We start from the raw sequence: 22,232 nt of genomic DNA, 5'->3' as shown, positions 1-22,232 counted from the left end.
GGCCTCACCCAAACACGACCGTGACAAGATCTTGGAGCCCGCGTTTGACGTCTTCGTCATCCGTCAGGGGTTCGATCATCGCGGCCAGAACGGCCCTTTCCACCGCCATGCCCTGCGCTACCAGCGTTGCGGCATAAACAACAAGGCGGGTCGAAACGCCTTCTTCCAAATCTTGTCCTTTGAGCGCTCTCAGTTTGCCTGCCAGGCGAACGAGTGCCAGCACGCGGTCACGATCGAGGCCACTCTCTTCAGCAACAATCTCAACCTCAAGATCAACAGAAGGAAAATCGAATTCAAGCGATACAAAGCGCTGGCGGGTAGATGGTTTCAGTGTCTTCAGGATGTTCTGGTATCCGGGATTATAGGAGGCAACCAGCATGAAGCCGGGGGCAGCTGCAAGCTCTTCCCCGGTTCGGTCAATGGGAAGCGTCCTGCGGTCGTCTGTCAGCGGGTGCAGGACCACCGTGACGTCCTTGCGCGCCTCAACAACCTCGTCGAGATAACAGATCGCTCCTTCCCGGACCGCCCGTGTGAGCGGACCGTCCACCCATACTGTTTCGCCGCCCTTCAGCAGATAGCGGCCGATCAGGTCCGCGGCGGACAGGTCGTCGTGGCAGGCAACGGTATAGAGCTTGCGCCCCAGGCTGGCAGACATATGGGCGACAAAGCGCGTCTTGCCGCAACCGGTCGGCCCTTTCAGAAGAACCGGCAATCCGTTCTTGTAGGCGGCATCGAACACCGTGCACTCATCACCCTGAGAGAGATAGAAAGGGGCGGCTGCCGCCCCTTTGTTCAAGGATATGGAACCTTCCATCATGTTCACTCCGCAGGAACGTTGGCGGCTTCACCGGGCTCGATGATTTCGCGTTTGGGCACCGCGACTGCGTAGATGAAGAGCAGCGCACCGATCACGAAGACCGCTCCAGCACCGAATCGCATCCAGTAGAACAGGGCGATCTGGTCCTGAACGTCCATGAAGTACTCGCCATTTACCCGTTGCAGGTGAGTTTGAATTGTTCCGGCAAAGGTCAGGACGAATGTCATGAAGGTCATTCCCCCCGCCATCAACCAGAACGATGCCATGTTGAGCACCTGATTGTAGGGATCACGTCCACGCAGGATCGGCAGGGCGTAGGTTATGATCGCAAGGTTCAGTGAAACATAGGCTCCGAAGAATGCCAGGTGGCCGTGCGCAGCGGTAATCTGGGTGCCGTGGGTGTAGTAGTTCACACCGTGCAGCGTGTGCAGGAAGCCCCAGACGCCTGCACCAAAGAAGGCGAGTGTCGCGCAGCCGAGTGACCACAGCAGGGCAGCCTTGTTCGGGTGATCCCGCCGGCCCTTCCAGACCATCACGAAGGCAAAGGCCATCATCGCGAAGAACGGAACAACCTCGAGCGCTGAGAATATCGAACCGATCCACTGCCAATAGCCGGGCGTGCCGATCCAGTAATAGTGGTGACCGGTTCCAAGGATGCCTGAAAACAGTGCGGCCGCCACGATGACATAAAGCCATTTCTCAACAACTTCTCGGTCGACGCCGGTGAGCTTCAGCATCAGGTAGGCCAGAATGGAGGCCATGATCAGTTCCCAGACGCCTTCAACCCATAGGTGAACGATGTACCACCAGTACTGTTTGTCGAGCGACAGGTTGCTCGGATTGTAGAAGCTGAAAAGAAACAGCAGTGCCAACCCCCACAGACCCAGCAAAAGAATGTTGGAGATTGCGGTTTTCTTGCCTTTCAGGACCGTCATTGTGACGTTGTAGAGGAACATCAATGCAGCCACGACAATGCCGGCCTTCACCCATTTGGGTTGCTCGATAAACTCCCTGCCTTCCTTGCCGAGCAGAAAATTGCCTTCAAAGAGGTTGAATACATAGGTGAGCACCGCGCCAAGCGTTCCCAAGACGAGAATCGCGAGTTGCAGGTAAGCCAGTTTCGGCGAATGAAGCTCACGTTCTGCTTCCTCGGGAATGAGGAAGAACGCGGCTCCGAAGAAGCCGAGCAGCAGCCACACGATCAGGCTGTTGGTGTGTAGCATGCGAATGATGTTGAAGGGCAAGAGCTCAGACAGGAAGTTCGGCTGGACATAGACATAGCCCGCAAGCAATCCGCCGAGTACCTGGATGGCAAAAAGAGCCAGGGCGACGGCGAAATACGCCATGGCGACCTTTTGAGATTCGTATTTCATTTTTCAATCCTCATGCTTTCGGATCAGCCGGCATCGTTCGGCGGCCAGTCCTGGGCGTCGATCTTGTCGGTCCAGATCAGGAAGTTCGCGAGGTCGCGGATTTCCTCGTCGGTCAAATTGAAGTTGGGCATCTGCCTGCGCCCTTCGATGCCGGTCGGCATGGATTCCATCCAGCCTTTCAGCGTTTCGAAAGCCGCGTCCGGATCGTCCAGCACGCCCCAGCGGGTCATCACATTGCCGACCTCAGGCGCAAAGTAAGCGCCCTCACCCAGGATCGTATGACAATTGATGCAGGCCTTGTCTTCCCAGACGCGTTTGCCCGCTGCCACGCTTTCGGTGATGCCCGCGTGATTTGTCGACGTCCCGGTAATGTAGAGGTGACTGTGGATCGACAGTCCCAGGAAGATGATGATGAAGAAGAGTGACCCGCCATAAAAAATGTTTCGGGCCATGCTTTTGGTCATGACTTCGCGCATTACGCGCTCCTTTCCCCGAGTTGATCGTCTTGTTGAAGGTGACAGCGCGCGGCCGTGTTTCCTTAACCAAAGTCAAGCTCGGGGCGGCGTGACAGGCGTTGTGCATTTCAAGGCGAAGTCTTCGGCTGTTCCCGCGTCTTCCTCTTAACGAAAGTCAAGGAACCTCAGTGGTCTTTGCGCAAACTCGCGAATGCCTCACCTGCATTTGGAGTTTGGAGAATGTCACATCCAAGGAAGAGAAAAGGGTCGGGTTACGCGTTAGCGACCTGTCTGACGCTGCTGTTGGGCAGCGTTACAGCGCCTGCCTTTGCTGAAGGTCCAACCTTGAGCGAGGAGGCCTTTGAAAGTTCCAAGCAGCTCTACTTCGAAAGATGCGCGGGGTGCCACGGTGTCCTGCGCAAAGGTGCGACCGGAAAGAATCTTGAGCCGGAATGGAAAAAGACAGCAGCTGACGGCACCGTCACTACTGGCGGCACGCTGCAACTTGGCCAGGAACGGCTTGAGAAGATCATCTCCTGGGGCACAGAAGGCGGTATGAACAACTTCTCGGACATCATGACCGAGCAAGAAATCAAGGACATGGCGACTTACATCATGATGGAAGCGCCGACACCCCCGGAGATGTCCCTGGCGCAGATGGAAGCGACCCGCAAGGTCTATGTCGAACGAGAAGACTATCCGACCGAGCCGCTGCACGGACGGAACTGGGAAAACTTCTTTGTCGTCATCGAACGTGACGTGGGCAAGGTTGCTGTTGTCGACGGTGACACCAAGGAAGTGCTGGCGCATATCCCAACCGGGTATGCTGTCCACGTGTTGAAGGCCTCCGAGCACCACTCGGTTACCGAACCCGAACACCCAGGCCGTTTCTGGTACACGATGGGCCGCGACGGCAAGATGACCAAGATTGACCTCTGGCAGAACCCGGAGAACATGCTGGTCGCTGAAGTGAAGATCGCCTACGACGCACGTGATGTTGCCGTTTCCGGTGACGGAAAATACGTCATTGGTGGCGGATACTGGCCGCCGCACTTCGCCATCGTTGATGCCGAAACGATGGAGCCGAAGAAGGTCGTTTCAACCCGCGGTGTAAATGTCGACGGTGAATACGTGGAAGAAAGCCGCGTGGCCGCCATCTATACGACGCCAAACGAGCCAACCTGGATCGTTGCGGTCAAGGAGCTCGGACAGCTCTGGCAGGTCGACTATACCGATCTCGAAAACCTTCGCATCGACAAGATCGACTCTGCAAAGTTCCTTCACGACGGTTTCTTTGATCCGACCGGCCGCTATTTCCAGATCGCCGCGAATGCATCGAACAAGATGGTTGTGGTCGATACGCAAACGCACAAACTGGAAGCGATGATCGATACGGCAGCACTGCCTCACCCCGGCCCGGGCGCAAACTGGGATGATCCCAATTGTGGTCCGGTCGGAGGTACGACACACCTTGGCGAAGGCACTGTGACGGTCTGGGGCAATGATCCGGAAGGACATCCCGATCAGGCGTGGAAAGTCTGCTACGAGGTTGAAACCGACGGTGCCGGCCTCTTCATCCGGACACACCCCAATTCGGACTATATCTGGGCCGACCAGACCAAGCATCCGGAACCGGAAGTCCAGCAATCCGTTCAGGTTATTTCGAAGGAAACAGGCGAGATCGTGGAAACGATCCAGATTACCGAAGAAGAAGGTAACGTCGCCGTCCATATCGAGTTCAACCAGGACGGATCTGAAGTCTGGGTGTCCAAGTGGAACCGGGCAACTTCGCTGGAACCGAATGGTGAAATCGTGATCTTTGATTCCAAAACGCTGGAAGAAAAGGCGCGGGTCAAAGGGCTCTACGCTCCGACCGGCAAATTCAACGTCTACAACCGTTCGAACCACGTCACCTGATGTGAAGACACAAGATGGAAGGGCGGGTAGAGCACCTGCCCTTCTCCTTTCCAGCGGCGTCGGGACTGCTTCGACGGGACGTTGCCCGGAACAGTGGAAACGCTCCCCTCATCCTGAATGCGATTGTCGGCGGATCAACCGGCAAGGGTCCGCAATATCATTAAATTTGGAGCCTGGACATGAGTGAGAGCAGCCAAGGTGACAAGAAAAAACCGATCTGGCGCAGATATTTTCTTTGGGGAATGCCCATTGGTGGCGCTGCAGCCGTGTTTGTTGCCGGCATCATCTTCTGGGGTGGTTTCAACACCGCAATGGAGGCCACCAACACCAAGCAATTCTGCATCTCCTGTCATGAGATGCGCGATTACGTCTATGAAGAATACAAAGGCACGATACACGACGTGAACCGCTCAGGTGTCGGTGCCACATGCTCCGACTGCCACGTGCCGAAAGACTGGACACACAAGATCATCCGCAAGGTCCAGGCAACCAAGGAACTTTACGGCAAGGTCGTCGGCACCATCAACACGCCGGAAAAATTCGAAGCAAAACGGCTTCAGCTCGCCATGAACGAATGGGAGCGCATGAAGGCCAACGATTCTCGCGAGTGCCGGAATTGTCACGATTTCGAATCCATGATGCCGGAGTTTCAGCAACCACGTGCGCGCCAACAGCATATGAACGCCATGTCCAGCGGTCAGACCTGTATCGACTGCCACAAGGGCATCGCGCACTCCGATCTGCGTGACCGGGCGGAAGAGGACTATCTGGAAGAGCTCGAAGCCCCGCATCCCGGTTTCATGCGTGAAATTCCTCAGGAATATCTTGCAAGCCTTGCCAGGGTGGAAGCCCTGGAAGCCGAACAATCTGCCGCTGCAAAGGCTGCCCAAAAATCGCAGCAAGAGGCTGTCCTGGCTCAGATTCAGGCAGCTGTGGAGAGTGCGCTTGCCGAAGAACGCGCAAAAGCCGACGGTTCTTCTGCCAGCGAACCGGCTGCCACCGGAGGTGCTGCTGGTGATGTTGCGTCCAACGTCGACTGGGCAGCGGTGCCTGTGACCGACCTCACGCTCTTTTATCCGGGACAGGCGTCCTTCGAATGGGTTCAGAACGGCAAAACCCACGGCGGTGCGCGTCCGCTCACCAAGGGAGGTGATGCCTGCACGACCTGTCACGCGAAGGAAGTGGAAACAATCGGCACCAAGATTGTGGCCGGTGGCGAGATCGAGCCGACACCGATACCCGGCAAACGCGGCACCATCGCCGCGAGCATCCAGGCGGCCCATGACGATGAAAATCTTCATGTGCGGATCCAGTGGCCTGATGCTGGTCACAATCCGGCACCGTTCGTCGACGGCGGCAAGATGGACCCGGACAACCAGATCAAGGTCGCCATGATGATAACCGGTACAGGCATCGAGATGGGTGAGACTACCGGATGCTGGTCCTCATGCCACGCAGACAATACCTACATGCCCTTCGACCCGGGAGCGGACGCTATTGCCGCAAACGCGGACGTTGCCAGCCAGCTCGAGGCCAAGGAAACGATCACAAAATATCTGACCGAAAGCCGGACCAAGGTTGAGGTCAAGGGCAGACGTGGCAAAGCTCAGGGTGGCTGGGACAAGTTGAAACCGGCTGAAGAGATAGACGAGCTTCTAGCAAACGGCACCTTCCTTGATCTGCTCAGGATCTATGCCGACGGGTCTGCCTCCAACGGATATCTGCTTGAGCGCAGGGTCGCAAATGGCGGTGATATCTCGGCTGAGGCCAACCTGTCGGGCGGTGTCTGGACGGTGGTTTTCTCAAGGCCGCTTGCTTCCGGCGCACCTGGAGATGTTCCGCTGGAGCCCGGCAAAACCTACACCGTGGGCTTTGCCATCCACGACGACTATGCCGCGGCACGGTTCCACCACGTGACGCTCGATACAAGTCTCGCGCTCGATGATGACGCGGCACAGATCAACGCAATCAAACAGTAGCAAGCAGGGCGGCCCGTAAAACGGCCGCCCTTTTCGATAACGAGGGAGAAATCGTATGTCTCTGAATTCGTTCTGTCTTTCTGCTGCCCTGCTTTCAATGGCAATCGCATGTTCCACAGTAGCAGCCGACGACGACACCGCTTTAATTTGCGCGGAAGCGGAGGAACGCTACGTCGACCTGTTTGGACAACCGTCGTCGGATGCGGAAGGCGTCACTGTCGTGACGATGTACAAGTACAAATTTTGTCCGGAAGACCTGAGCGTGCCGGTCGGCACGACTGTCCACTGGGTGAATGTGGACAAGCGAACCAGCCACAGCGTCGTGCTGAAAGACGAAGGCATTCCGGAATCGGACCGGCTCTTTCCTAAAGAACACTTCGAGTTCACGTTCCTCACTGCAGGTCCACCGCAGACCTATCTGTGCGGCCCTCATTGGGAAACGCAGGAAATGATCGGACGGGTGACCGTAACACCCTGACTTTCAATTGTTTTTTCGCACTCAAAAAGAAAAGTGACCCTTGACAATAGTCAAGCAGGGCGTGTGCGAAATAAGTGACCATAGGCCATCAAACTTCCGGGGAAACGAGGTCTTTCATGACGGGAAAAGTCTTTCTCATCGGAGCCGGGCCAGGCGATCCTGAACTGCTGACGCTCAAATCGGTACGCATGCTGCAGGCTGCAGATGTTGTGGTCTACGACCGTCTCGTATCTGCTGAAATTCTGGCTCTGGCGCCGGCCGGCGCGCAGTTGGTACCGGTAGGCAAGTCGCCGGAAAATCATCCGGTGCCGCAAGGCAAGATCAATGAAATCCTCCGCGCATTTGCTGAAGACGGCCTGACCGTCGCACGACTCAAAGGTGGCGATCCCCTCATTTTCGGCCGCGGATCGGAAGAGGCGGCTCATCTGACGGCGCACGGTATCGACGTAGAGTATGCGCCCGGCATCACGGCCGCACAGGGCGCTGCGTGCGTTAGTGGTGTTCCGCTGACACATCGCGGACTTGCAACCGGCGTGCGCTATGTCACCGGTCACCGTCAGGCCAATGGATCGCTCGACCTGGACTGGAAGAGCCTCGCCTGCGAACAGACAACGCTGGTCGTTTACATGGGCGTTGCGAGTATTGGCCAGATCGCCATGCGGCTGGTTGCCGAAGGCTTGAGTGACGACACGCCGGTCATGGCAATCGCCGAAGCAACCACTCCTCGGGAAACCAAACTGTTCTCAAAGCTGGGCCGCGTTGCGCTCGATATGCGCGATGCAGGTCTGAAGGCGCCCGTGCTCTTTGTCATAGGCAAGGTCGTAACGCTCAGTGCCGAGTGGTCTGTGTTCGGTTCGGACCAAATGGTTGTCACAGATCCATGCACAGCCAGGCAGCGAGCCCATGTTTAGGCTGCTTGCACTCTTACTGCTGTTTTGCTCGCCGGCGGTGGGCGAAGAATTGAGCCCTGTCGGGAAACTCATCAATCTCGTTCATCAGGACTGCGGGTCGTGTCATGGCCTCAACTTGAAAGGTGGCCTTGGTCCGGACATCACGCCGCACTCGCTCACCCAGTACGACATCGAAACTCTTTCCATTGTGGTTCTGGACGGCATTCCGGAGACGGCCATGCCGCCATGGCGTCCGATCATGAGTGAGAAAGACGCAAAACGAATAGCCGAATACCTGCTGAAAGGAGAATTGAAATGAACATTCTCAAGCATTTCTTTCTGGCTTTCGCCGTGACAAGTCTGGTGGTTGCCCCCACGCCTAAGGCAGAAACAATACACGCCACAGGTGACCTGGGTCTGGTGGTGGAGCGCGCAAGCGGGTCGCTTCTCCTCATCGACCAGTCCGAGCGTGCCGCACTCGCCAGGATCGAGGGTCTCGGTGACCTTTCCCACGCTAGTCTTGTTTACTCACCCGACCAGAGATTCGCCTACGTCTTCGGACGCGACGGCGGCCTCACGAAGGTCGACATCACAACACGGAAGATTGTCGGGCGTATTGTTCAGTCTGGCAATGCCATCGGCGGCGCCATCTCCGATGATGGACGTCTCGTTGCGGTTTCGAACTACGAACCGGGCGGCGTAAGGATCTTCGACGCCGACACGCTGGAGCTTGTCGCCGATATTCCGACGGGGTCAAAAACGATCGGTCTTGTGGACGCGCCTGGGCGAAAGTTCGTGTTCTCGCTTTGGGATGACGGCGCGACCTGGATCGCGGACCTTTCATCCAGAGATCCTATCGTCACCAGGATTGAAGACATCGGCACCAATCCTTACGACGCGCTGATCACCGATGACGGGCGTCTCTATATCACCGGCCTTTTCGGAGAGGATGGATTGACGGCGATTGATATGTGGGATCCGGAGCCGCGCCCGATCCGCGTCCTGCCTGAATATGGCCGCGGCCAGAAGGATTTGCCGGTCTACAAGATGCCCCATCTTGAGGGCTGGGCGCGCGCAGGCCGCGAATTCGTACTTCCTGCCGTTGGACACCACCAGGTCCTTTGGATCGACGCGCAGACCCTTTCCGAGACCGGACGAACCGATACTTACGGACAACCTGTTTTTGCGATGGCGCGCCCGGATGGTCGGCAGGTTTGGGTCAATTTTGCGCATCCGCTCAACGACACGATCCAGGTGATCGACACTGTGGGCAAGAACGTTGTTCACGAATTCAAACCGGGGAAGGCCGTCCTCCACATGGAGTTCACGCCGCGAGGTCACGAGGTCTGGGTGTCTGTACGCGATGCCGGAAAGGTTATCATTTACGACACGAGAACTTTTGAAAAACGGGGGGAGATCGACGCGGAAAGCCCATCCGGCATCTTTTTCACCTCACGTGCTCACAAGATGGGACTTTGAGCCATGGAATGGATCGGCAATCCCATCGATCTCAGACTGCTGGATAACTGGCAGCGTGATCTTCCCATCATACCGCGTCCCTTTGCCGAGATCGGCCGGGAGTTGTCTTGTGCAGAAGCCGAGATACTTGAGCGGCTCAGGAAACTGAGCGCGTCCGGCCGCATCACGCGCGTTGGTGCTACCTGTGCTCCCAACAGCGTATCGGCGAGCACTCTTGCTGCTCTTGCAGCACCCGCAGAGAGGCTAGAAAGCATTGCCGAACTTGTTGGTGCTCAGCCCGGTGTCAACCATTCCTATGAGCGGGAAAACCGCTGGAACCTGTGGTTCGTCGCAACGGGTCCCGACAGACAGCACGTCGACAAGGTTCTTGGAGACATCGAGAGACAGACCGGATTACGCGTACTCGATCTTCCCCTTGTCAGACCGTTCAATGTCGATCTGGGATTTCGACTGAACGGAGAGATGGACCGGCCACTCGCGCCCCGGCCGGTCCGGAAGGAGCTCCTGCAGGAGGGTGACAACGATCTCCTGCAGGCGCTCACTTCCGGCATGCCGTTGACCGAGCGACCCTACCTTGAGATCGCGGAAATGCTCAACTGGTCGGAAGAGCACGTTCTCGACCGCATTGCCGTGTTGCAAGACGCGGGTATCATTTCGCGGCTTGGGGTGATCGTGCGCCATCGCGCACTCGGCTGGCGCTCCAATGCAATGGTGGTCTGGGACATAACGTCCGAGCGGATAGACGAAGCCGGTCCGGCACTCGCTGCGCATCCGGGCGTGACCCTTTGTTACGAGCGCAGTCCCATCGAGCACGTCTGGCCCTACCGGCTCTATTGCATGATCCATGCGCAGACCCGGACAAAAGCCGTTGAGACGCTGACACAGGCATCACTCCTGCCTGAGCTGGCAGATGTTCCCTACAGGATTCTTTTTTCGAACCGCTGCTTCAAGCAGACCGGGGCGATGATTTCGAGACAGGGAGCAGCGGCATGAGCCAGGAACTTTCCGATCTGGACCGTAGATTGATAAACCGCCTGCAGGACGACCTGCCCCTCACCCAGCGGCCTTTCGCCAGTGTTGCCGAGGAGCTCGGTCTCACCGAACAGGAGGTCGTCGACAAGGTTCGACAGCTCAGGGACGACGGCCTGCTTACCCGGTTTGGCCCTTTCTTCGATGCCGAGGCGCTCGGCGGAGCTTTTTGTCTCTGCGCAATGTCGGTTCCTGAAGATCGTTTCGAAGACGTCTTAACCAAAGTCAATGCCCATGCGGAGGTCGCGCATAACTATCAACGGGATCACGCGCTCAACATGTGGTTCGTAATGGCAACAGAAACACGCGGCGACATCATCAGAACGGCCAGGGAAATCGAGCACGACACAGGCCTGGAAGTGCTGATGTTTCCAAAGAAGCGCGAGTTCTTCGTCGGCTTTCGGGTAAACGCATGACACTGGACCCAAAAGACAGGGCTATCATTGAAGCGACGCAGGCCGGTCTGCCGCTTGTGCTTCAGCCCTATACCGTTGTTGCCGAAACGCTCGGGATTGCTGAACCGGAGCTGCTGGAACGCCTGGAAAATTTCAAGAAAAACGGCGTCATCCGGCGCATCGGTGCGGCGCCCAATCACTACCGGCTTGGCATGACTGCCAACGGCATGACCGTTTGGGATGTCGACGACAGCCTGGTTGACGATCTTGGTGACAAAATCGGTGCCCTGCCCTTCGTGACGCACTGTTACCGGCGCCCTCGGGCTCTGCCGATGTGGCCCTACAATCTCTTCGCGATGGTCCACGGAGCCAGCCGTGACGAAGTTCACGCCAAAAGGGATCGTGTTGCCGAACTTCTCGGCGATGCTTGCCGGGCGAGCGACATCCTGTTCTCAACCCGCATCTTGAAGAAAACGGGCATGCGGCTGCGCGGTCAGAAAGGGTGAACCATGTTTCGGCTGACAGAATACATGAAACAGATCATCAACCCGACGGCTCCCAGAACACGCGGGCGCAGCAGCGCAGTGAAGCCCGTCGTGATCTGGAACCTGACTCGCCGATGCAACCTCAGATGCCGGCATTGCTATACGGTCTCCGCGGATGTGGATTTCCCGGGTGAACTCACCCACGCGCAGGCCATGGCAACACTTGAAGACCTTGGTGAGTTCGGGGTCCCGGCACTCATCCTGTCAGGCGGTGAACCGTTGGACCGGCGCGATCTCTTCGACATTGCCACACGCGCCCGCGATCTCGTGCGCATGCTCGCGCTCTCAACCAACGGCACGAAACTCTATGGTGAAATGGCTGACAAAGTCGCGGAAATCGGCTTCGACTATGTCGGCATCTCTATCGACGGCATTGGCGCGACCAACGACTGGTTCCGGGGCGTTGAAGGAGCTTACAAGCAAGCCCTGCGCGGTGTCAGAGAGTGCAAGGCACGGGGCATCAAGGTTGGGCTCCGTTTCACCCTGACCCAGGCAAACCACAAGCATCTGCCGGATCTTCTCAGACTGTGTGATGCCGAGGGCGTCGACAAGTTCTACCTCTCGCACCTCGTTTACGCAGGACGCGGCGACAAGAACCGCAGTGAGGACGCGGAACACAAACGCTCCCGTTGGGCTATGGATTTGCTTCTCGAACGCGCCTGGACCGGCGTAAGCGGCGGGCGCGAACTTGATATCGTAACCGGCAACAACGATGCAGATGCAGTCTATTTCCTGAACTGGTTGCGCCGGAGATTCGGCGATACCAAAGCGGAACACGTCCGCGAGCACCTTGTTGCCTGGGGCGGGAATTCATCGGGTCTTGGTGTTGCCAACATCGACACGCTCGGCAATGTGCACCCGGACACATATTGGTCGGATTACACGGTCGGCAGTGTGAAAACCGACGCTTTTTCCAAACTCTGGACAGGCGACGATCCGATCCTGGCGCAGCTCCGAACGCGTCCAAGACCTCTTAAGGGCCGTTGCGGCGCCTGTGCGCTGCAGGACGTTTGCGGCGGGAACACTCGTATTCGTGCGCTGCAACTGACCGGCGACCCCTGGGCGGAAGACCCGGCCTGTTATCTCGATGACAATGAAATCGGGCTCTCCGATGACGGCTATGAGCGTCTGACCGTGACCCCTTTCAGAGGAAAACGCCATGACCCGGCTCATCGTTTCGCTTAGCGCTCTCCTCGTGGCTGTCTCTGCACCGTTGGCGGACCCGGTGCGAGATTACGCGGATAACTGCCAGGAATGCCACGGCGTCAACCGACTGGGCGGGATCGGGCCGGCCCTTATCCCGCAAACGCTCGGCCGGATGCGTGGACCCAACCTGATGTCAGTTATCCGCGACGGCCGCGAGGCGACGCAAATGCCGGCTTTCGGCGAACAGATGAGCGAAGAGCAGATTGAAGCCCTTTCCGCTTTCCTGAAGGAGCCGCTTGCCGACGTCCCGCCCTGGGGTGCTGAAGAAATCATGGCAAGCCGGGAACTCAATGAGGACTACAAACCGGTGGAGGAGCCCGCTTGGTCATCCGATCCGCTGAACATCACACTCGTAGTCGAAACCGGTGACCACCACGTCAGCGTTCTGGACGGTGATACCTTCGAGACACTCGACCGTTTCCCGACGCCCTTTGCAGTCCATGGTGGACCGAAATTCAGTCCGAATGGACGATTTGTTTTCATCATGTCACGCGATGGCTGGGTGCAAAAATACGATCTCTATTCCTTGCAGGAAGTGGGTCGCATCCGTGCGGGCCTCAACAGCCGGAACATTGCGATGAGCCACGACGGCAACTGGATCGCTGTGGCTAACTATCTTCCGAACACGCTTACGATCCTTTCGACCGAAGACCTCAGCGTTTCGCAGGTCAAGCAAATCAAGGGCAAAGACGGAACCCCAAGCCGGATATCAGCGGTCTATCAGGCCCCACCGCGCGAAAGCTTCGTTCTGGCGCTCAAGGATGTTCCGGAGATCTGGGAAGTCTTCTACGGCGAAAACCCGCCGCACTACGGCTTCGCCCATGACTGGCGCATTGAAGGTCCCGCGCCCCACAGCGACCCGTTTCCCGTAAGAAAAATCACAACGCCGGACTATCTGGACGATTTTTTCTTTGATCAGAGTTACGAGTACATCATGGGCGCTTCGCGCAGCGGCGATGGTGGGCAGGTCATCGATCTGGTCATAGGTCAAAAGACGGCAGATCTTGATTTGCCCGGAATGCCGCATCTCGGCTCCGGGATCACCTGGAAACACGGCGACACGACGGTGATGGCGACCCCGCACCTTAAGGATGGCGCTGTATCCGTGATCGATATGAAGACTTGGAAAACAGTCAAACGGATCGAAACGCTTGGACCGGGTTTCTTCATGCGCAGTCACGAAAACTCGCCCTACGTCTGGGTCGATGTCTTTTTCGGACCGAACAAGGACGTCATGCATATCATCGACAAGGACAGCCTGGAGATCATCAAAACGCTCCGGGCCGAAGAAGGTGCGACCGTCGCCCATGTCGAGTTTACGCGTGACGGTCGGCACGCCCTCGTCTCCATCTGGGAGGAAGACGGTGCGGTGATCGTCTATGACGCGAAAACCTTGGAAGAAATACGGCGTCTGCCGATGCGAAAACCTTCAGGAAAATACAATGTCTGGAACAAGATCACCTTCTCTGAAGGTACCAGTCACTGAGGCCCTGATCGTCTCGCACGGTCAGCCCTCCAGCCCCGCGGCCGGAGAGTGGCAATTGCAGCAACTCGCTTCGAAAGTCGGCTCGCTTCTGCCAGGTTGGAAGATACGGTCTGCAACGCTTGCGGCCTCGGGAAACCTTGAACGGGAACTTGGTTCCTGCAATGCCGAGCCCTTTGTCTATCCTGTATTCATGGCCGACGGCTGGTTCACAAAACAAGCGCTGCCGGACCGGATTGGCGCGGTTAGGGTTCACCAACTCAAACCGCTTGGCCTTCACCCGGGACTTCCGCACCGAACACTGAAGATACTCAAGTGGGAAGCCGAACAGCGAGGCTGGTCGCTGAATTCCTGCAATATCATGATCGCGGCGCACGGCTCGGAGACGGGCTCAGCCGCATCAGACTGCGCCCTTTATTTCGCGAAGCGTTTGCGCGGCCTGATGCCTTTCAAGAAAAAGATCCACACGGGTTTCCTGGCTCAGGAGCCATCGCTGTCCCTCGTCGCGCGAGTGAGCACACCCAGAACGCTTTTATTGCCGTTTTTGGCAGGAACGGGATCCCATTTGACGGAAGACATTCCGAATGCCCTCGCCGAGGGCGGGTACAAAGGCGTTCTCCTGCCGGCTATCGGCGAAGCCGACTTCGTTGCGGAACTGATTGCCCATAGTCTGACAACCGCCCGCCTTGGGAGGGAAAATTTCGACCCGCTCAGTCTGCAGCATACCGCGTCAGATGGTTGTTCCGATGCGGTTGATGCTCCACAGGCATTCACGAAAATTCCTTGCGGTGAAACCTCAGGGCAATGCGAGTGCTCTCAACGACCCATATTTTCAGGTTTTAGCTTCGCCGCATCGCTTTTGGAAAAATTACAAACGCGCGTCTCGGGAAAAAAGAGACAAGCAGCATGACAGACATAGAGAACAACTGGTCCATACGAAAACTCGCTTTGCTGCTCTACCCATTCACGGCGGCGGCGGTGGCGATCAATCTGTTCCTGCTTGGTCTGATTGGCATTTCGCTTGGGTTGCCCGCGATTTTACCGGTTGCGGCTATCTGGTTCAGCATTCCTCTCGGAGTTCCTGCCGCTTGGTGGGCTGCCAGATGGGTGCGTGGATTGATGGATGAGGCTGACGGCAAATCGCATCCGGACTGACACTCGAAGTACCCAAAGGACTGAAGGCCATCCTGCAATAGCAAGGAGCTGATTATGGCTGCCAAAGAGGCGAAACGCTCGGTATCAGCACCCGTAGCCCTGTTCGCCATCGTCTTCGGCCTCTTGACGATCCTGTCAGGTGGACTTGTTCTTTTTGGCGGCCACGAGGTCAAGGAGGCGGCTGGAAACGTTGTTCATTTTGTACTCTGGTTTAATTTTCTGGCCGGTTTCTTTTACGTCGCTGCAGGATATGGGCTCCAGCGAAAACTCGCATGGGCGTATTGGTTATCGATCGCAATTTTTTCATGCACTGCGACTGTGATGGCCGGTCTCGTTTTGCACATCGTTATGGGTGGTGCCTACGAGTTCAGAACCGTCGTGGCGATGATGTTCAGAACGATTGTATGGGGCCTGATTGCGCAGGTCGCACGCAGTCGCGGAAAGCTTGAATAGACGTCGTCCAAACTGATGTTCATGAAGAGATAACCGACTGCAAAACGAGCCCCATGCCACTCGGCCCTATGCTGTCAGCCAGACCATGGACCTGTCTTCCCGCACGACGAAAGCGCGTGTCGTCTGAAAACCGTTCAACGCTCGCTGCAGTTGAGTTTCACCGCAAACCATTGCAGCCGTGGAGAGCCCGTCCGCCAATGCTGCGCTTGGGGCAACAACACTTGCTGCCACAAGGCCGGTGTCGACAGGACGTCCGGTTCTTGGATCCAGAATATGTGAACGCGATCCGCCTTGATCGAATGTCGTTCCCAGTCGCGCCGAACTTGCTACTGCAGCGTTGGAAAGATGCATTACGGCTTGCGCGTCAGTCAAAGACGGATCGGGACGAAGCGTTACCGGCCACCCCTTTTCATCCGAACTGGTTTCCTTGGAAGCACTCCCTCTGGCCGCCAATTCACCGATTTCCACGACCATGTCGACACAGTTCTCTCGTTCCAGAAGCGCCGTGATACGGTCAGTGATGAAACCCTGTGCGATGCCGTTAAACGTCATTGCCATCCCGGACTTCCTGAAGCGAATTTCGTCGGACTGGATCTGAACATGGTTGAATCCAACACGAGAAAAAACCGCCTCAAAGTCGCCAGTATTATTTCCTGTAGCTCGCCGCGCGTAGTAACTCCACAGCGGCTGAACTGTTGGATCGAAGGCACCTTCCGTCACGCGGTGCAGCCTCTGCGATAGGCTGAGAAGCTCCAGCATGTCGAAGGATGGGGTGACCAATTGCCCTTTGCTGTTCAGTCGGCTCAATTCGCTGTTCGCCTGATAAAGACTGAAAATGCCCTCCAAGCGCCTGATCTCTCCTTCGATCGCTGCAAAGAGCTCCTGCACTCTGCTGGCGTGGTTGTGCACCAGATTGATTTCCGCTTTCGCACCAAGCGCGATCCCGCGCCATGTGTGAAGCGCGGGTTCGGCACTCGCCTTATTTAGCGGAAGAACCGCACTGGCGGTTGCAACCGCGCTGATCGTGATGAAGCGGCGTCGGCTAAGCCGTAGAGGTCCAGAAACAGCCTGGTTCATTGCACCGCCTCGTCTGTATTGTCTTGCTTCAACTGCGAGGTTGACGAGAGCTCAACCGGTGCAAGAACATATTCAGCCGGGATATCATCGAGGCGAAGGACTCGCCCGCCTTGAGCTGCTGCGAATTTCTTTGCGCCTTCTTCAGTTCCGAACGGTATCGTCTCGGGCGCGCCCATCCCCCCGGCCTGTTTGCTGTCAACGACAAACCATGCTGCTTCCGCATCGATCCAGTTATCAAAACCCGGCTCCTTCCAATTGGCCGCAACGTCCATGTCGCTCACATAGATTGCAGCTATGTCTTTCGGCTCTTCCGGCGAATGCATGAAGGCGATCGCGTCCCTGACCTGGGTGAACCAGAAAGGAAACGGATTTCCGGAAAGATGGATCTGCGCCTTCGGACCTTCGTGTTCCAGGACGGTCATCTGGCAATAGTGTCCGGCAGCTTCTGCTGTCAGCGTGATGGCAGCCGGCTTGGCGACTTCCGGGGCCTCCTGGCAGCCGGCAAGAAGACCAAGGGCAAGAAGAAGAAAAAAACGTCGTTTCATGGCTTAATCCTTCGGATCAGAATGGCCGACGCGGTCAACACAAAGGCTGCGAACGCAAGCAGGGATATGAGCGCCAGAGCCGGATCGAATGGCAGTGTTTCCGAGACTCCCGACATGCCGCCCACGAGATCGCTCGCACCGAGCGCTGCAAGGTTGAACAGACGGAAGGCGTCGGCCGGGTTGAGCAAAATCGCGTAAGGGAACACCTGCGAGGCGAAAAAACCGCTCGGATTGGCGACAAGAGCGCCAAGAAGCGCAAGATCATAGAGCACGACAAAAAGTAGCCACGCGGCAATTGCCGCGGCCGCAGCCGTTCCCAATTGACGCGTGAGTGAGCTGAGCACGTAGCCGATTGCGAGGAAACAGACGCCAAGTAGAACCGATGTTGCGATCAGCCTTGCGAAATCAACAAGACCCGCCAGTGACCCGGTTCCCATTGTTAGTAACACCGCCGCCGTCAGGCCGTAGCCTGCCACCAGCGCAATCGTTAGCACGAGCATGTGACCAATGGTTTTGCCAAGCAAAAATTCGGTGCGTGAAATCGGGCAGGAGAAGGTCATGAGCAACGTGCCGCGCTCGATTTCACCGCACACAGCGTCAAACGCGAGCAACAGCGCGATCAATGGGACAAGATAAACGGAAAGGCTTGCAAGCGAAGCGACCGTTATCGTCAACCTGTCAACGCCCAGTGTTCCCGCAGGCGCCGAACCGAGCAGCGCCAAAGCGAGCGAGAAAAAAGCGAGGATCAGTGTCGCCAAAAGGATCCAGCGGTTCCGGATACCGATGCGCAACTCCTGTTGCACGATTGTCAGTATGCGCGAGACCATATCTCATGCCTCCTTCTGAACGGTGTTTGAGAAATGCCGGTAGACATCGTCCAGGCTCGGCGGGTGGACGTCGACATCTTCAATCAGGTTACCGAGTGCACTGATGGCCGAGAGCTTCCGAACCTTGTCGTCAGTCCCGCAGTCGAGTTCGACCGAGCGCCCGTTCATCCTGCCGGCACCGAGTTGCGCGGCCACTTCCGGTGCCGCGCCCGGCTTGGTCCAGACTTTCAAACGGATCGGCAATCCGGCCTGAGCCCGCAACTTGCCGAGTTCGTCATCGGCGACGAGTTGCCCTTTTGACAGGATCAGGATCCTGTCCGTTCTGGCCTCCAACTCGGTCAAGGCGTGAGAGGAGAGCAAAACGGTTGCCCCCTTTTGGGCAATCTCGCCGATCAGCTGATAGACGTTCTGGCGTGAAATCGGATCGAGGCCTGTGGTTGGTTCGTCCAGAAGAACCAACTTCGGATTGCCGATCAGTGCCTGCGCCAGCCCGAGGCGTTGGCGCATGCCCTTCGAATATGTTCCGACGCGCCGTTTGCTTGCCTCCGCAAGCCCGACCTGTTCCAGGAGTTCCAGGGAACGGGCTGAAGGCTCGCCCTTGAGGCGCGCATAGAAACGAATGACCTCCTCACCGGTAAGGGCATTCGAAAAGGCGACGGATTCTGGCAGATATGCGGTTCCCTGCCGGGCAGAATTGCTTCCGGCTGCACATCCCAGTACCGAAACGTCGCCACTGTCACGCCGCAGGAAGCCGAGGACCATTTTGAACAGGGTCGTCTTGCCGGCACCATTGTGCCCAAGCAGCGCGACACGCTCGCCGGGCTTCAGCTCAAACGACACCTGATCGACTGCCGTGTGACCCTTGAAACGCTTTGTGAGTGATTGAACGGAAAGCGTTGAATTTGTCATCCCTGTACTCCGGCATTTGGTTCACGGCGCATGGGCGGATGCATGAGTGGCGCGTTGTCGACGATCCCTCCGGGAAGGAGCGCCGGAAACTGGGACTGCGTCCAGCGCAGCAGCTGGACCGCCGGACTGCCGACCAGAAGCTTGGCGGAGGGCTGCGTCCACAGCACCTGATCCACCAAGTCGTTCGGGCGAAAGGCGGTATCGGCCAGACCGTCGCCATTCATGTCGAAGGCAGCGTGGTCACTCCAGTAGTTACCGCGCCCGTCCGTGCTCCAGTCGAGCATCCGGCTGCCGACATATTTCACCTGTGTCCTGTTACGGATGAATGCGTTGCCCTGGAAAGTGTTCCTGGCGGATCCGGCTGTGAAGTGAATGCCGATCGGGCAGCCTTCGAAACGGTTGTCTTTCACGATGTTTTTGTTGGCGTTGTACATGAACAGGCATTTTTCACCGCCGCCGGACACATGGTTGCCGCTAATCTTTGCGCGGTTCGCGTAGTTCAACATCAAACCGTGCTTCAGATCGCCGATCGACACGTTGTTGCGTATCGTGAGACGATCCGAAAACATCAGCGCGTAGCCGATGTCGTTGCCGATCGACACGTTGTTTTCCACCACACCGCTGTTGCCATGCATGTAATGAACTGCGAAGCGCAGACTTTCGAAGTGGTTGTTCCGGAACGTGTCCTTGTGGCTGGTGTTGACGAAGATCCCGTCACGGCCGTAACGGATCGTGTTGTATTCCGCCAAAAGGTCCGGCGCGTTCCAGACATAGATACCGTTGCCGCGCTCGTTTCTGCGCAGGTCACGCCGGCCTTCAATCAAGTTGTTCGAAACGGTGGCATTGCGCGCACCGTGGACATCGACGCCGGTCAGATTGTTGAGGATCTTGTTGTTCCGGACAATCGCCCGGTGGGCTTTTTTGGTTAGTTTCACGCCGGCATCAAGGGTTTCGTGGGAAAGGCCTGAGCCGGTCAGGATCAGGCCGTCCACCGTAACATCCGGCACGGTCACAGTAATCACACTGCCGTTTCCATTGCCTATGATCCGCGCTTTGCCACTGCCAACGAGTGTGATGGGTTTGTCCAGCGTTACCGGACCCTGATGATCCCCTGGCCCAAGCCGGAGAATGTCCCCGGCCTGGGCCTGTTCGATCACGACCTGCAACGCACCCTGCCCGGCCGGAACGGACCATTCCTCCCCACCAGCCGGTCCGCAAACCAACACGGTGGCGATGAGTAGGCCCAACTGTTCCGCCAGATTGCGCAGTGTGCGACGCATTGGTCAGGCTCCTCTTGGCTCAACAAACATCCGGCCACGCATTTCCATGTGGAGCGCGTGACAGAACCATTGGCAATAGAACCAGTGGACACCGGGACGTTCGGCAATGAACGTGACTGACGCGGTCGCCTGCGGCCCGACTTCCATCGCGACACCATAGTTTGCAAGACAGAAGCCGTGCGTCAGGTCATCGATGTCGTCGATATTGGTGACATAGACCGTCACCTCATCGCCCTGTTTCACCGTGAATTTCTCAAGGCTGAACGTCGGGGCGACGGAGTGCATGTAGACCCGAACCTTGTTGCCGTCGCGGATCACGTCGGCAGCATATTCAAGGTCGACACCATCAGCCTCGGCCTGCTTTATGGCATCTTCGAAGCTCGGATCGGAGCGATCCCAGACAATTGCCGGATTCACTTTCGAACGATGAACGATGATGCTGTCATGAGGCTCGGCAAATGTCGGTCCGTCATGAACCACCGTCATCTCATCGCCCGAAATATCGATAAGCTGCTCATTCTCCGGTTTCAGCGGACCGACATTCAGGAACCGGTCCTTGGAGAACTTGTTCATCGAAATCAGCCACTTGCCGTCCGCCTCCGCGGTTTCACCCATGGACGTGGAGTTGTGGCCTGGCTGATAATGCACATCGACTTTGGAAATGATCGGATCGACGTTTTCACCGGCATAAGCCTGGATCGCCTTGTCCATATTCCACTTCACGACCTGGCTGTCGAGGAACAGTGTCGTGAAACAATTGCCCTTGCCGTCGAATGCCGTGTGAAGTGGTCCAAGGCCAAGCTCCGGTTCGCCGACAATCGCCGAGCGTGGATCGGCGTTGTCGTCAAAGAGCGCATCAAGTTTCGTGACATCGATGATCGATACCGTCGGGGACAGTTTACCGTTGATGACGATATGTTTCTTGTCCGGTGCGGCATTGCAGCCGTGAGGGCTGTTCGGGATCGGGATGTACCGCGTGAACTGGGAGTTCGCCTCCTTGCGGCCATCGACAACCGGAACACCTTTCATTTCGGTGTAGTTGCCGGCAGCGACGGCCTCTTCAATCGCCTTGATGTTGAAGACAACGCAGTGGTCCAGCTCGTTTTCGGTCATCTCGGCAAGGTTCGTACCCATTTCCGAGTTGTAGCTTGTCGAAAACGCGTATTTTCCCTGGTAGTCGGCATCGGTGTTGTCGAGGTTGCCTGAGACAATCACCTGCCAGGCAACCTTCATCTCGTCGCCGTCAATGGCGGTGAAGATGCAGGCATACTGGTCCGGATCATCCAGGATCTTGCCGTCGTTGACGAGCGGGGCTTCATGCTCACCATTGGCGAAAATGTAACCGGTCCGGGGATACTTCTGCGGCCGCATGCCATGGATGTCGTGTGCGTTCGGGATCTCGATGATCTTGTCGCACTTCATCGTGGTGCAGTTGATGCGGGCAACACGCGTGTTCGCCTTGTCGTTTGCAAAGATATACCGGCCGTCATATGTGCCGTCAGTGAAAGACATATGCGGGTGGTGAAGGTCGCCGTTGTCGTAGGTCACCTTGCCTTGGGCCGCGAGATAAGCCTTGGTTTCCGGGAGCAGCCCTTCGGTCAGAACCTTCAGCGATTCATTCGTCTGCCCCCAACCGGTTGCCGAACACCGGTTGAATACCGGTATCCTCATGAGTTCACGCATGGAGGGAACGCCCAGAATGCGGACTTCACCCGTCTGTCCCGACGACCAGAAGCCGTAATATTCGTCGAGTTCACCTGGCGCCATCTCGAATTTCTGATGGCCGTCCTGTGCAAAAGCCGGGTTGGCTCCGCTTACAGCAACTGCGCCCATTCCGGCCACGACGGCCGTCTTTGCCGTCCCTCCCAAAAGGTCCCGGCGTGACACACCCATTTGGTTTTCTTTCTCCTTCATGGCTGATCTCCTTGTTTGCCCATTGA

The 22,232-nt window shown here is 57.1% G+C and carries 23 protein-coding genes and 1 pseudogene; 15 read left to right on the top strand and 9 right to left on the bottom strand.

Annotation, left to right across the window (positions count from 1 at the left end):
- Positions 1 to 4: 4 nt before the first annotated feature.
- Genes ABVF61_RS24225 through ABVF61_RS24215 form a run of 3 tightly spaced genes read right to left on the bottom strand, consistent with a single transcriptional unit; the run spans position 5 to position 2,666 of the window.
- The gene (locus ABVF61_RS24225) at positions 5 to 814 is read right to left on the bottom strand and encodes a CbbQ/NirQ/NorQ/GpvN family protein (protein WP_502950015.1); all 810 of its coding nucleotides are present in this window, start codon (positions 812 to 814) and stop codon (positions 5 to 7) included.
- 5 nt (positions 815 to 819) lie between these two features.
- Positions 820 to 2,190 carry a cbb3-type cytochrome c oxidase subunit I gene (locus tag ABVF61_RS24220; protein WP_353996090.1) on the bottom strand — a complete coding sequence of 457 codons (1,371 nt, stop codon included), beginning with the start codon at positions 2,188 to 2,190 and terminating at the stop codon, positions 820 to 822.
- Between the two features lie 23 nt (positions 2,191 to 2,213).
- On the bottom strand, positions 2,214 to 2,666 hold the full coding sequence (locus ABVF61_RS24215) for a c-type cytochrome (protein ID WP_353996089.1): 453 nt from the start codon (positions 2,664 to 2,666) through the stop codon (positions 2,214 to 2,216).
- A 219-nt stretch (positions 2,667 to 2,885) separates the two neighbouring features.
- Here ABVF61_RS24215 and ABVF61_RS24210 point away from each other — a divergent pair, with 219 nt between their 5' ends.
- From ABVF61_RS24210 to ABVF61_RS24140, 15 genes and pseudogenes are all read left to right on the top strand, one after another.
- On the top strand, positions 2,886 to 4,562 hold the full coding sequence (locus ABVF61_RS24210; RefSeq protein ID WP_353996088.1) for a cytochrome D1 domain-containing protein: 1,677 nt from the start codon (positions 2,886 to 2,888) through the stop codon (positions 4,560 to 4,562).
- Between the two features lie 242 nt (positions 4,563 to 4,804).
- A pseudogene (locus ABVF61_RS24205) lies at positions 4,805 to 5,296 on the top strand (NapC/NirT family cytochrome c); the annotation flags it as partial.
- 66 nt (positions 5,297 to 5,362) lie between these two features.
- Positions 5,363 to 6,541, top strand: a complete 1,179-nt coding sequence (locus ABVF61_RS24200) for an ethylbenzene dehydrogenase-related protein (protein WP_353996487.1) — start codon at positions 5,363 to 5,365, stop codon at positions 6,539 to 6,541.
- 55 nt (positions 6,542 to 6,596) lie between these two features.
- Positions 6,597 to 7,019: a cupredoxin domain-containing protein gene (locus tag ABVF61_RS24195; protein WP_353996087.1), complete on the top strand. Its 423-nt coding sequence runs from the start codon at positions 6,597 to 6,599 to the stop codon at positions 7,017 to 7,019.
- A 116-nt stretch (positions 7,020 to 7,135) separates the two neighbouring features.
- Positions 7,136 to 7,930, top strand: a complete 795-nt coding sequence (cobA, locus tag ABVF61_RS24190) for a uroporphyrinogen-III C-methyltransferase (RefSeq protein WP_353996086.1) — start codon at positions 7,136 to 7,138, stop codon at positions 7,928 to 7,930.
- The gene (locus tag ABVF61_RS24185) at positions 7,923 to 8,228 is read left to right on the top strand and encodes a c-type cytochrome (RefSeq protein WP_353996085.1); all 306 of its coding nucleotides are present in this window, start codon (positions 7,923 to 7,925) and stop codon (positions 8,226 to 8,228) included. Before cobA ends, ABVF61_RS24185 begins: the two co-directional genes overlap by 8 nt.
- Positions 8,225 to 9,388: a cytochrome D1 domain-containing protein gene (locus ABVF61_RS24180; protein ID WP_353996084.1), complete on the top strand. Its 1,164-nt coding sequence runs from the start codon at positions 8,225 to 8,227 to the stop codon at positions 9,386 to 9,388. The genes ABVF61_RS24185 and ABVF61_RS24180 overlap by 4 nt, the downstream gene beginning before the upstream one ends.
- A gap of 3 nt (positions 9,389 to 9,391) precedes the next feature.
- Complete coding sequence (gene ahbB, locus ABVF61_RS24175) at positions 9,392 to 10,381, top strand: siroheme decarboxylase subunit beta (protein WP_353996083.1); 990 nt, start codon at positions 9,392 to 9,394, stop codon at positions 10,379 to 10,381.
- Complete coding sequence (locus tag ABVF61_RS24170) at positions 10,378 to 10,833, top strand: Lrp/AsnC family transcriptional regulator (RefSeq protein ID WP_353996082.1); 456 nt, start codon at positions 10,378 to 10,380, stop codon at positions 10,831 to 10,833. Before ahbB (ABVF61_RS24175) ends, ABVF61_RS24170 begins: the two co-directional genes overlap by 4 nt.
- Complete coding sequence (gene ahbB / locus ABVF61_RS24165; protein ID WP_353996081.1) at positions 10,830 to 11,318, top strand: siroheme decarboxylase subunit beta; 489 nt, start codon at positions 10,830 to 10,832, stop codon at positions 11,316 to 11,318. The genes ABVF61_RS24170 and ahbB (ABVF61_RS24165) overlap by 4 nt, the downstream gene beginning before the upstream one ends.
- Positions 11,319 to 11,321: 3 nt before the next feature.
- Positions 11,322 to 12,542, top strand: coding sequence for a heme d1 biosynthesis radical SAM protein NirJ (gene nirJ, locus ABVF61_RS24160; RefSeq protein ID WP_353996080.1), 1,221 nt, complete (start codon positions 11,322 to 11,324; stop codon positions 12,540 to 12,542).
- Positions 12,517 to 14,049, top strand: a complete 1,533-nt coding sequence (locus ABVF61_RS24155; protein ID WP_353996079.1) for a cytochrome D1 domain-containing protein — start codon at positions 12,517 to 12,519, stop codon at positions 14,047 to 14,049. The genes nirJ and ABVF61_RS24155 overlap by 26 nt, the downstream gene beginning before the upstream one ends.
- Entirely contained in the window at positions 14,006 to 14,956 is a 951-nt protein-coding gene (locus ABVF61_RS24150; protein ID WP_353996078.1) for a sirohydrochlorin chelatase, read from the top strand. The genes ABVF61_RS24155 and ABVF61_RS24150 overlap by 44 nt, the downstream gene beginning before the upstream one ends.
- Positions 14,953 to 15,201 (top strand): hypothetical protein, encoded by a 249-nt coding sequence (locus tag ABVF61_RS24145; protein WP_353996077.1) that lies wholly within the window; start codon positions 14,953 to 14,955, stop codon positions 15,199 to 15,201. Before ABVF61_RS24150 ends, ABVF61_RS24145 begins: the two co-directional genes overlap by 4 nt.
- Positions 15,202 to 15,255: 54 nt before the next feature.
- Positions 15,256 to 15,654 carry a hypothetical protein gene (locus ABVF61_RS24140; RefSeq protein ID WP_353996076.1) on the top strand — a complete coding sequence of 133 codons (399 nt, stop codon included), beginning with the start codon at positions 15,256 to 15,258 and terminating at the stop codon, positions 15,652 to 15,654.
- A 66-nt stretch (positions 15,655 to 15,720) separates the two neighbouring features.
- Here ABVF61_RS24140 and ABVF61_RS24135 read toward each other — a convergent pair whose 3' ends face one another.
- Genes ABVF61_RS24135 through nosZ form a run of 6 tightly spaced genes read right to left on the bottom strand, consistent with a single transcriptional unit; the run spans position 15,721 to position 22,206 of the window.
- Positions 15,721 to 16,731, bottom strand: coding sequence for an FAD:protein FMN transferase (locus ABVF61_RS24135; RefSeq protein ID WP_353996075.1), 1,011 nt, complete (start codon positions 16,729 to 16,731; stop codon positions 15,721 to 15,723).
- A complete protein-coding gene (locus ABVF61_RS24130; protein WP_353996074.1) occupies positions 16,728 to 17,276 on the bottom strand; it encodes a nitrous oxide reductase accessory protein NosL in 549 nt (182 codons plus the stop codon). The genes ABVF61_RS24135 and ABVF61_RS24130 overlap by 4 nt, the downstream gene beginning before the upstream one ends.
- A complete protein-coding gene (locus ABVF61_RS24125) occupies positions 17,273 to 18,103 on the bottom strand; it encodes an ABC transporter permease (protein ID WP_353996073.1) in 831 nt (276 codons plus the stop codon). Before ABVF61_RS24125 ends, ABVF61_RS24130 begins: the two co-directional genes overlap by 4 nt.
- A gap of 3 nt (positions 18,104 to 18,106) precedes the next feature.
- Entirely contained in the window at positions 18,107 to 19,012 is a 906-nt protein-coding gene (locus ABVF61_RS24120) for an ABC transporter ATP-binding protein (RefSeq protein WP_353996072.1), read from the bottom strand.
- Positions 19,009 to 20,292 (bottom strand): nitrous oxide reductase family maturation protein NosD, encoded by a 1,284-nt coding sequence (locus ABVF61_RS24115; RefSeq protein WP_353996071.1) that lies wholly within the window; start codon positions 20,290 to 20,292, stop codon positions 19,009 to 19,011. The genes ABVF61_RS24120 and ABVF61_RS24115 overlap by 4 nt, the downstream gene beginning before the upstream one ends.
- A gap of 3 nt (positions 20,293 to 20,295) precedes the next feature.
- On the bottom strand, positions 20,296 to 22,206 hold the full coding sequence (gene nosZ / locus ABVF61_RS24110; protein ID WP_353996070.1) for a TAT-dependent nitrous-oxide reductase: 1,911 nt from the start codon (positions 22,204 to 22,206) through the stop codon (positions 20,296 to 20,298).
- Positions 22,207 to 22,232 lie beyond the last annotated feature (26 nt).

This window comes from Roseibium sp. HPY-6 (assembly GCF_040530035.1).
Lineage (GTDB): Bacteria > Pseudomonadota > Alphaproteobacteria > Rhizobiales > Stappiaceae > Roseibium.
The sequence above is the reverse complement of the archived record's forward strand: the minus strand, read 5'-3'. Positions and strand labels throughout refer to the sequence as shown.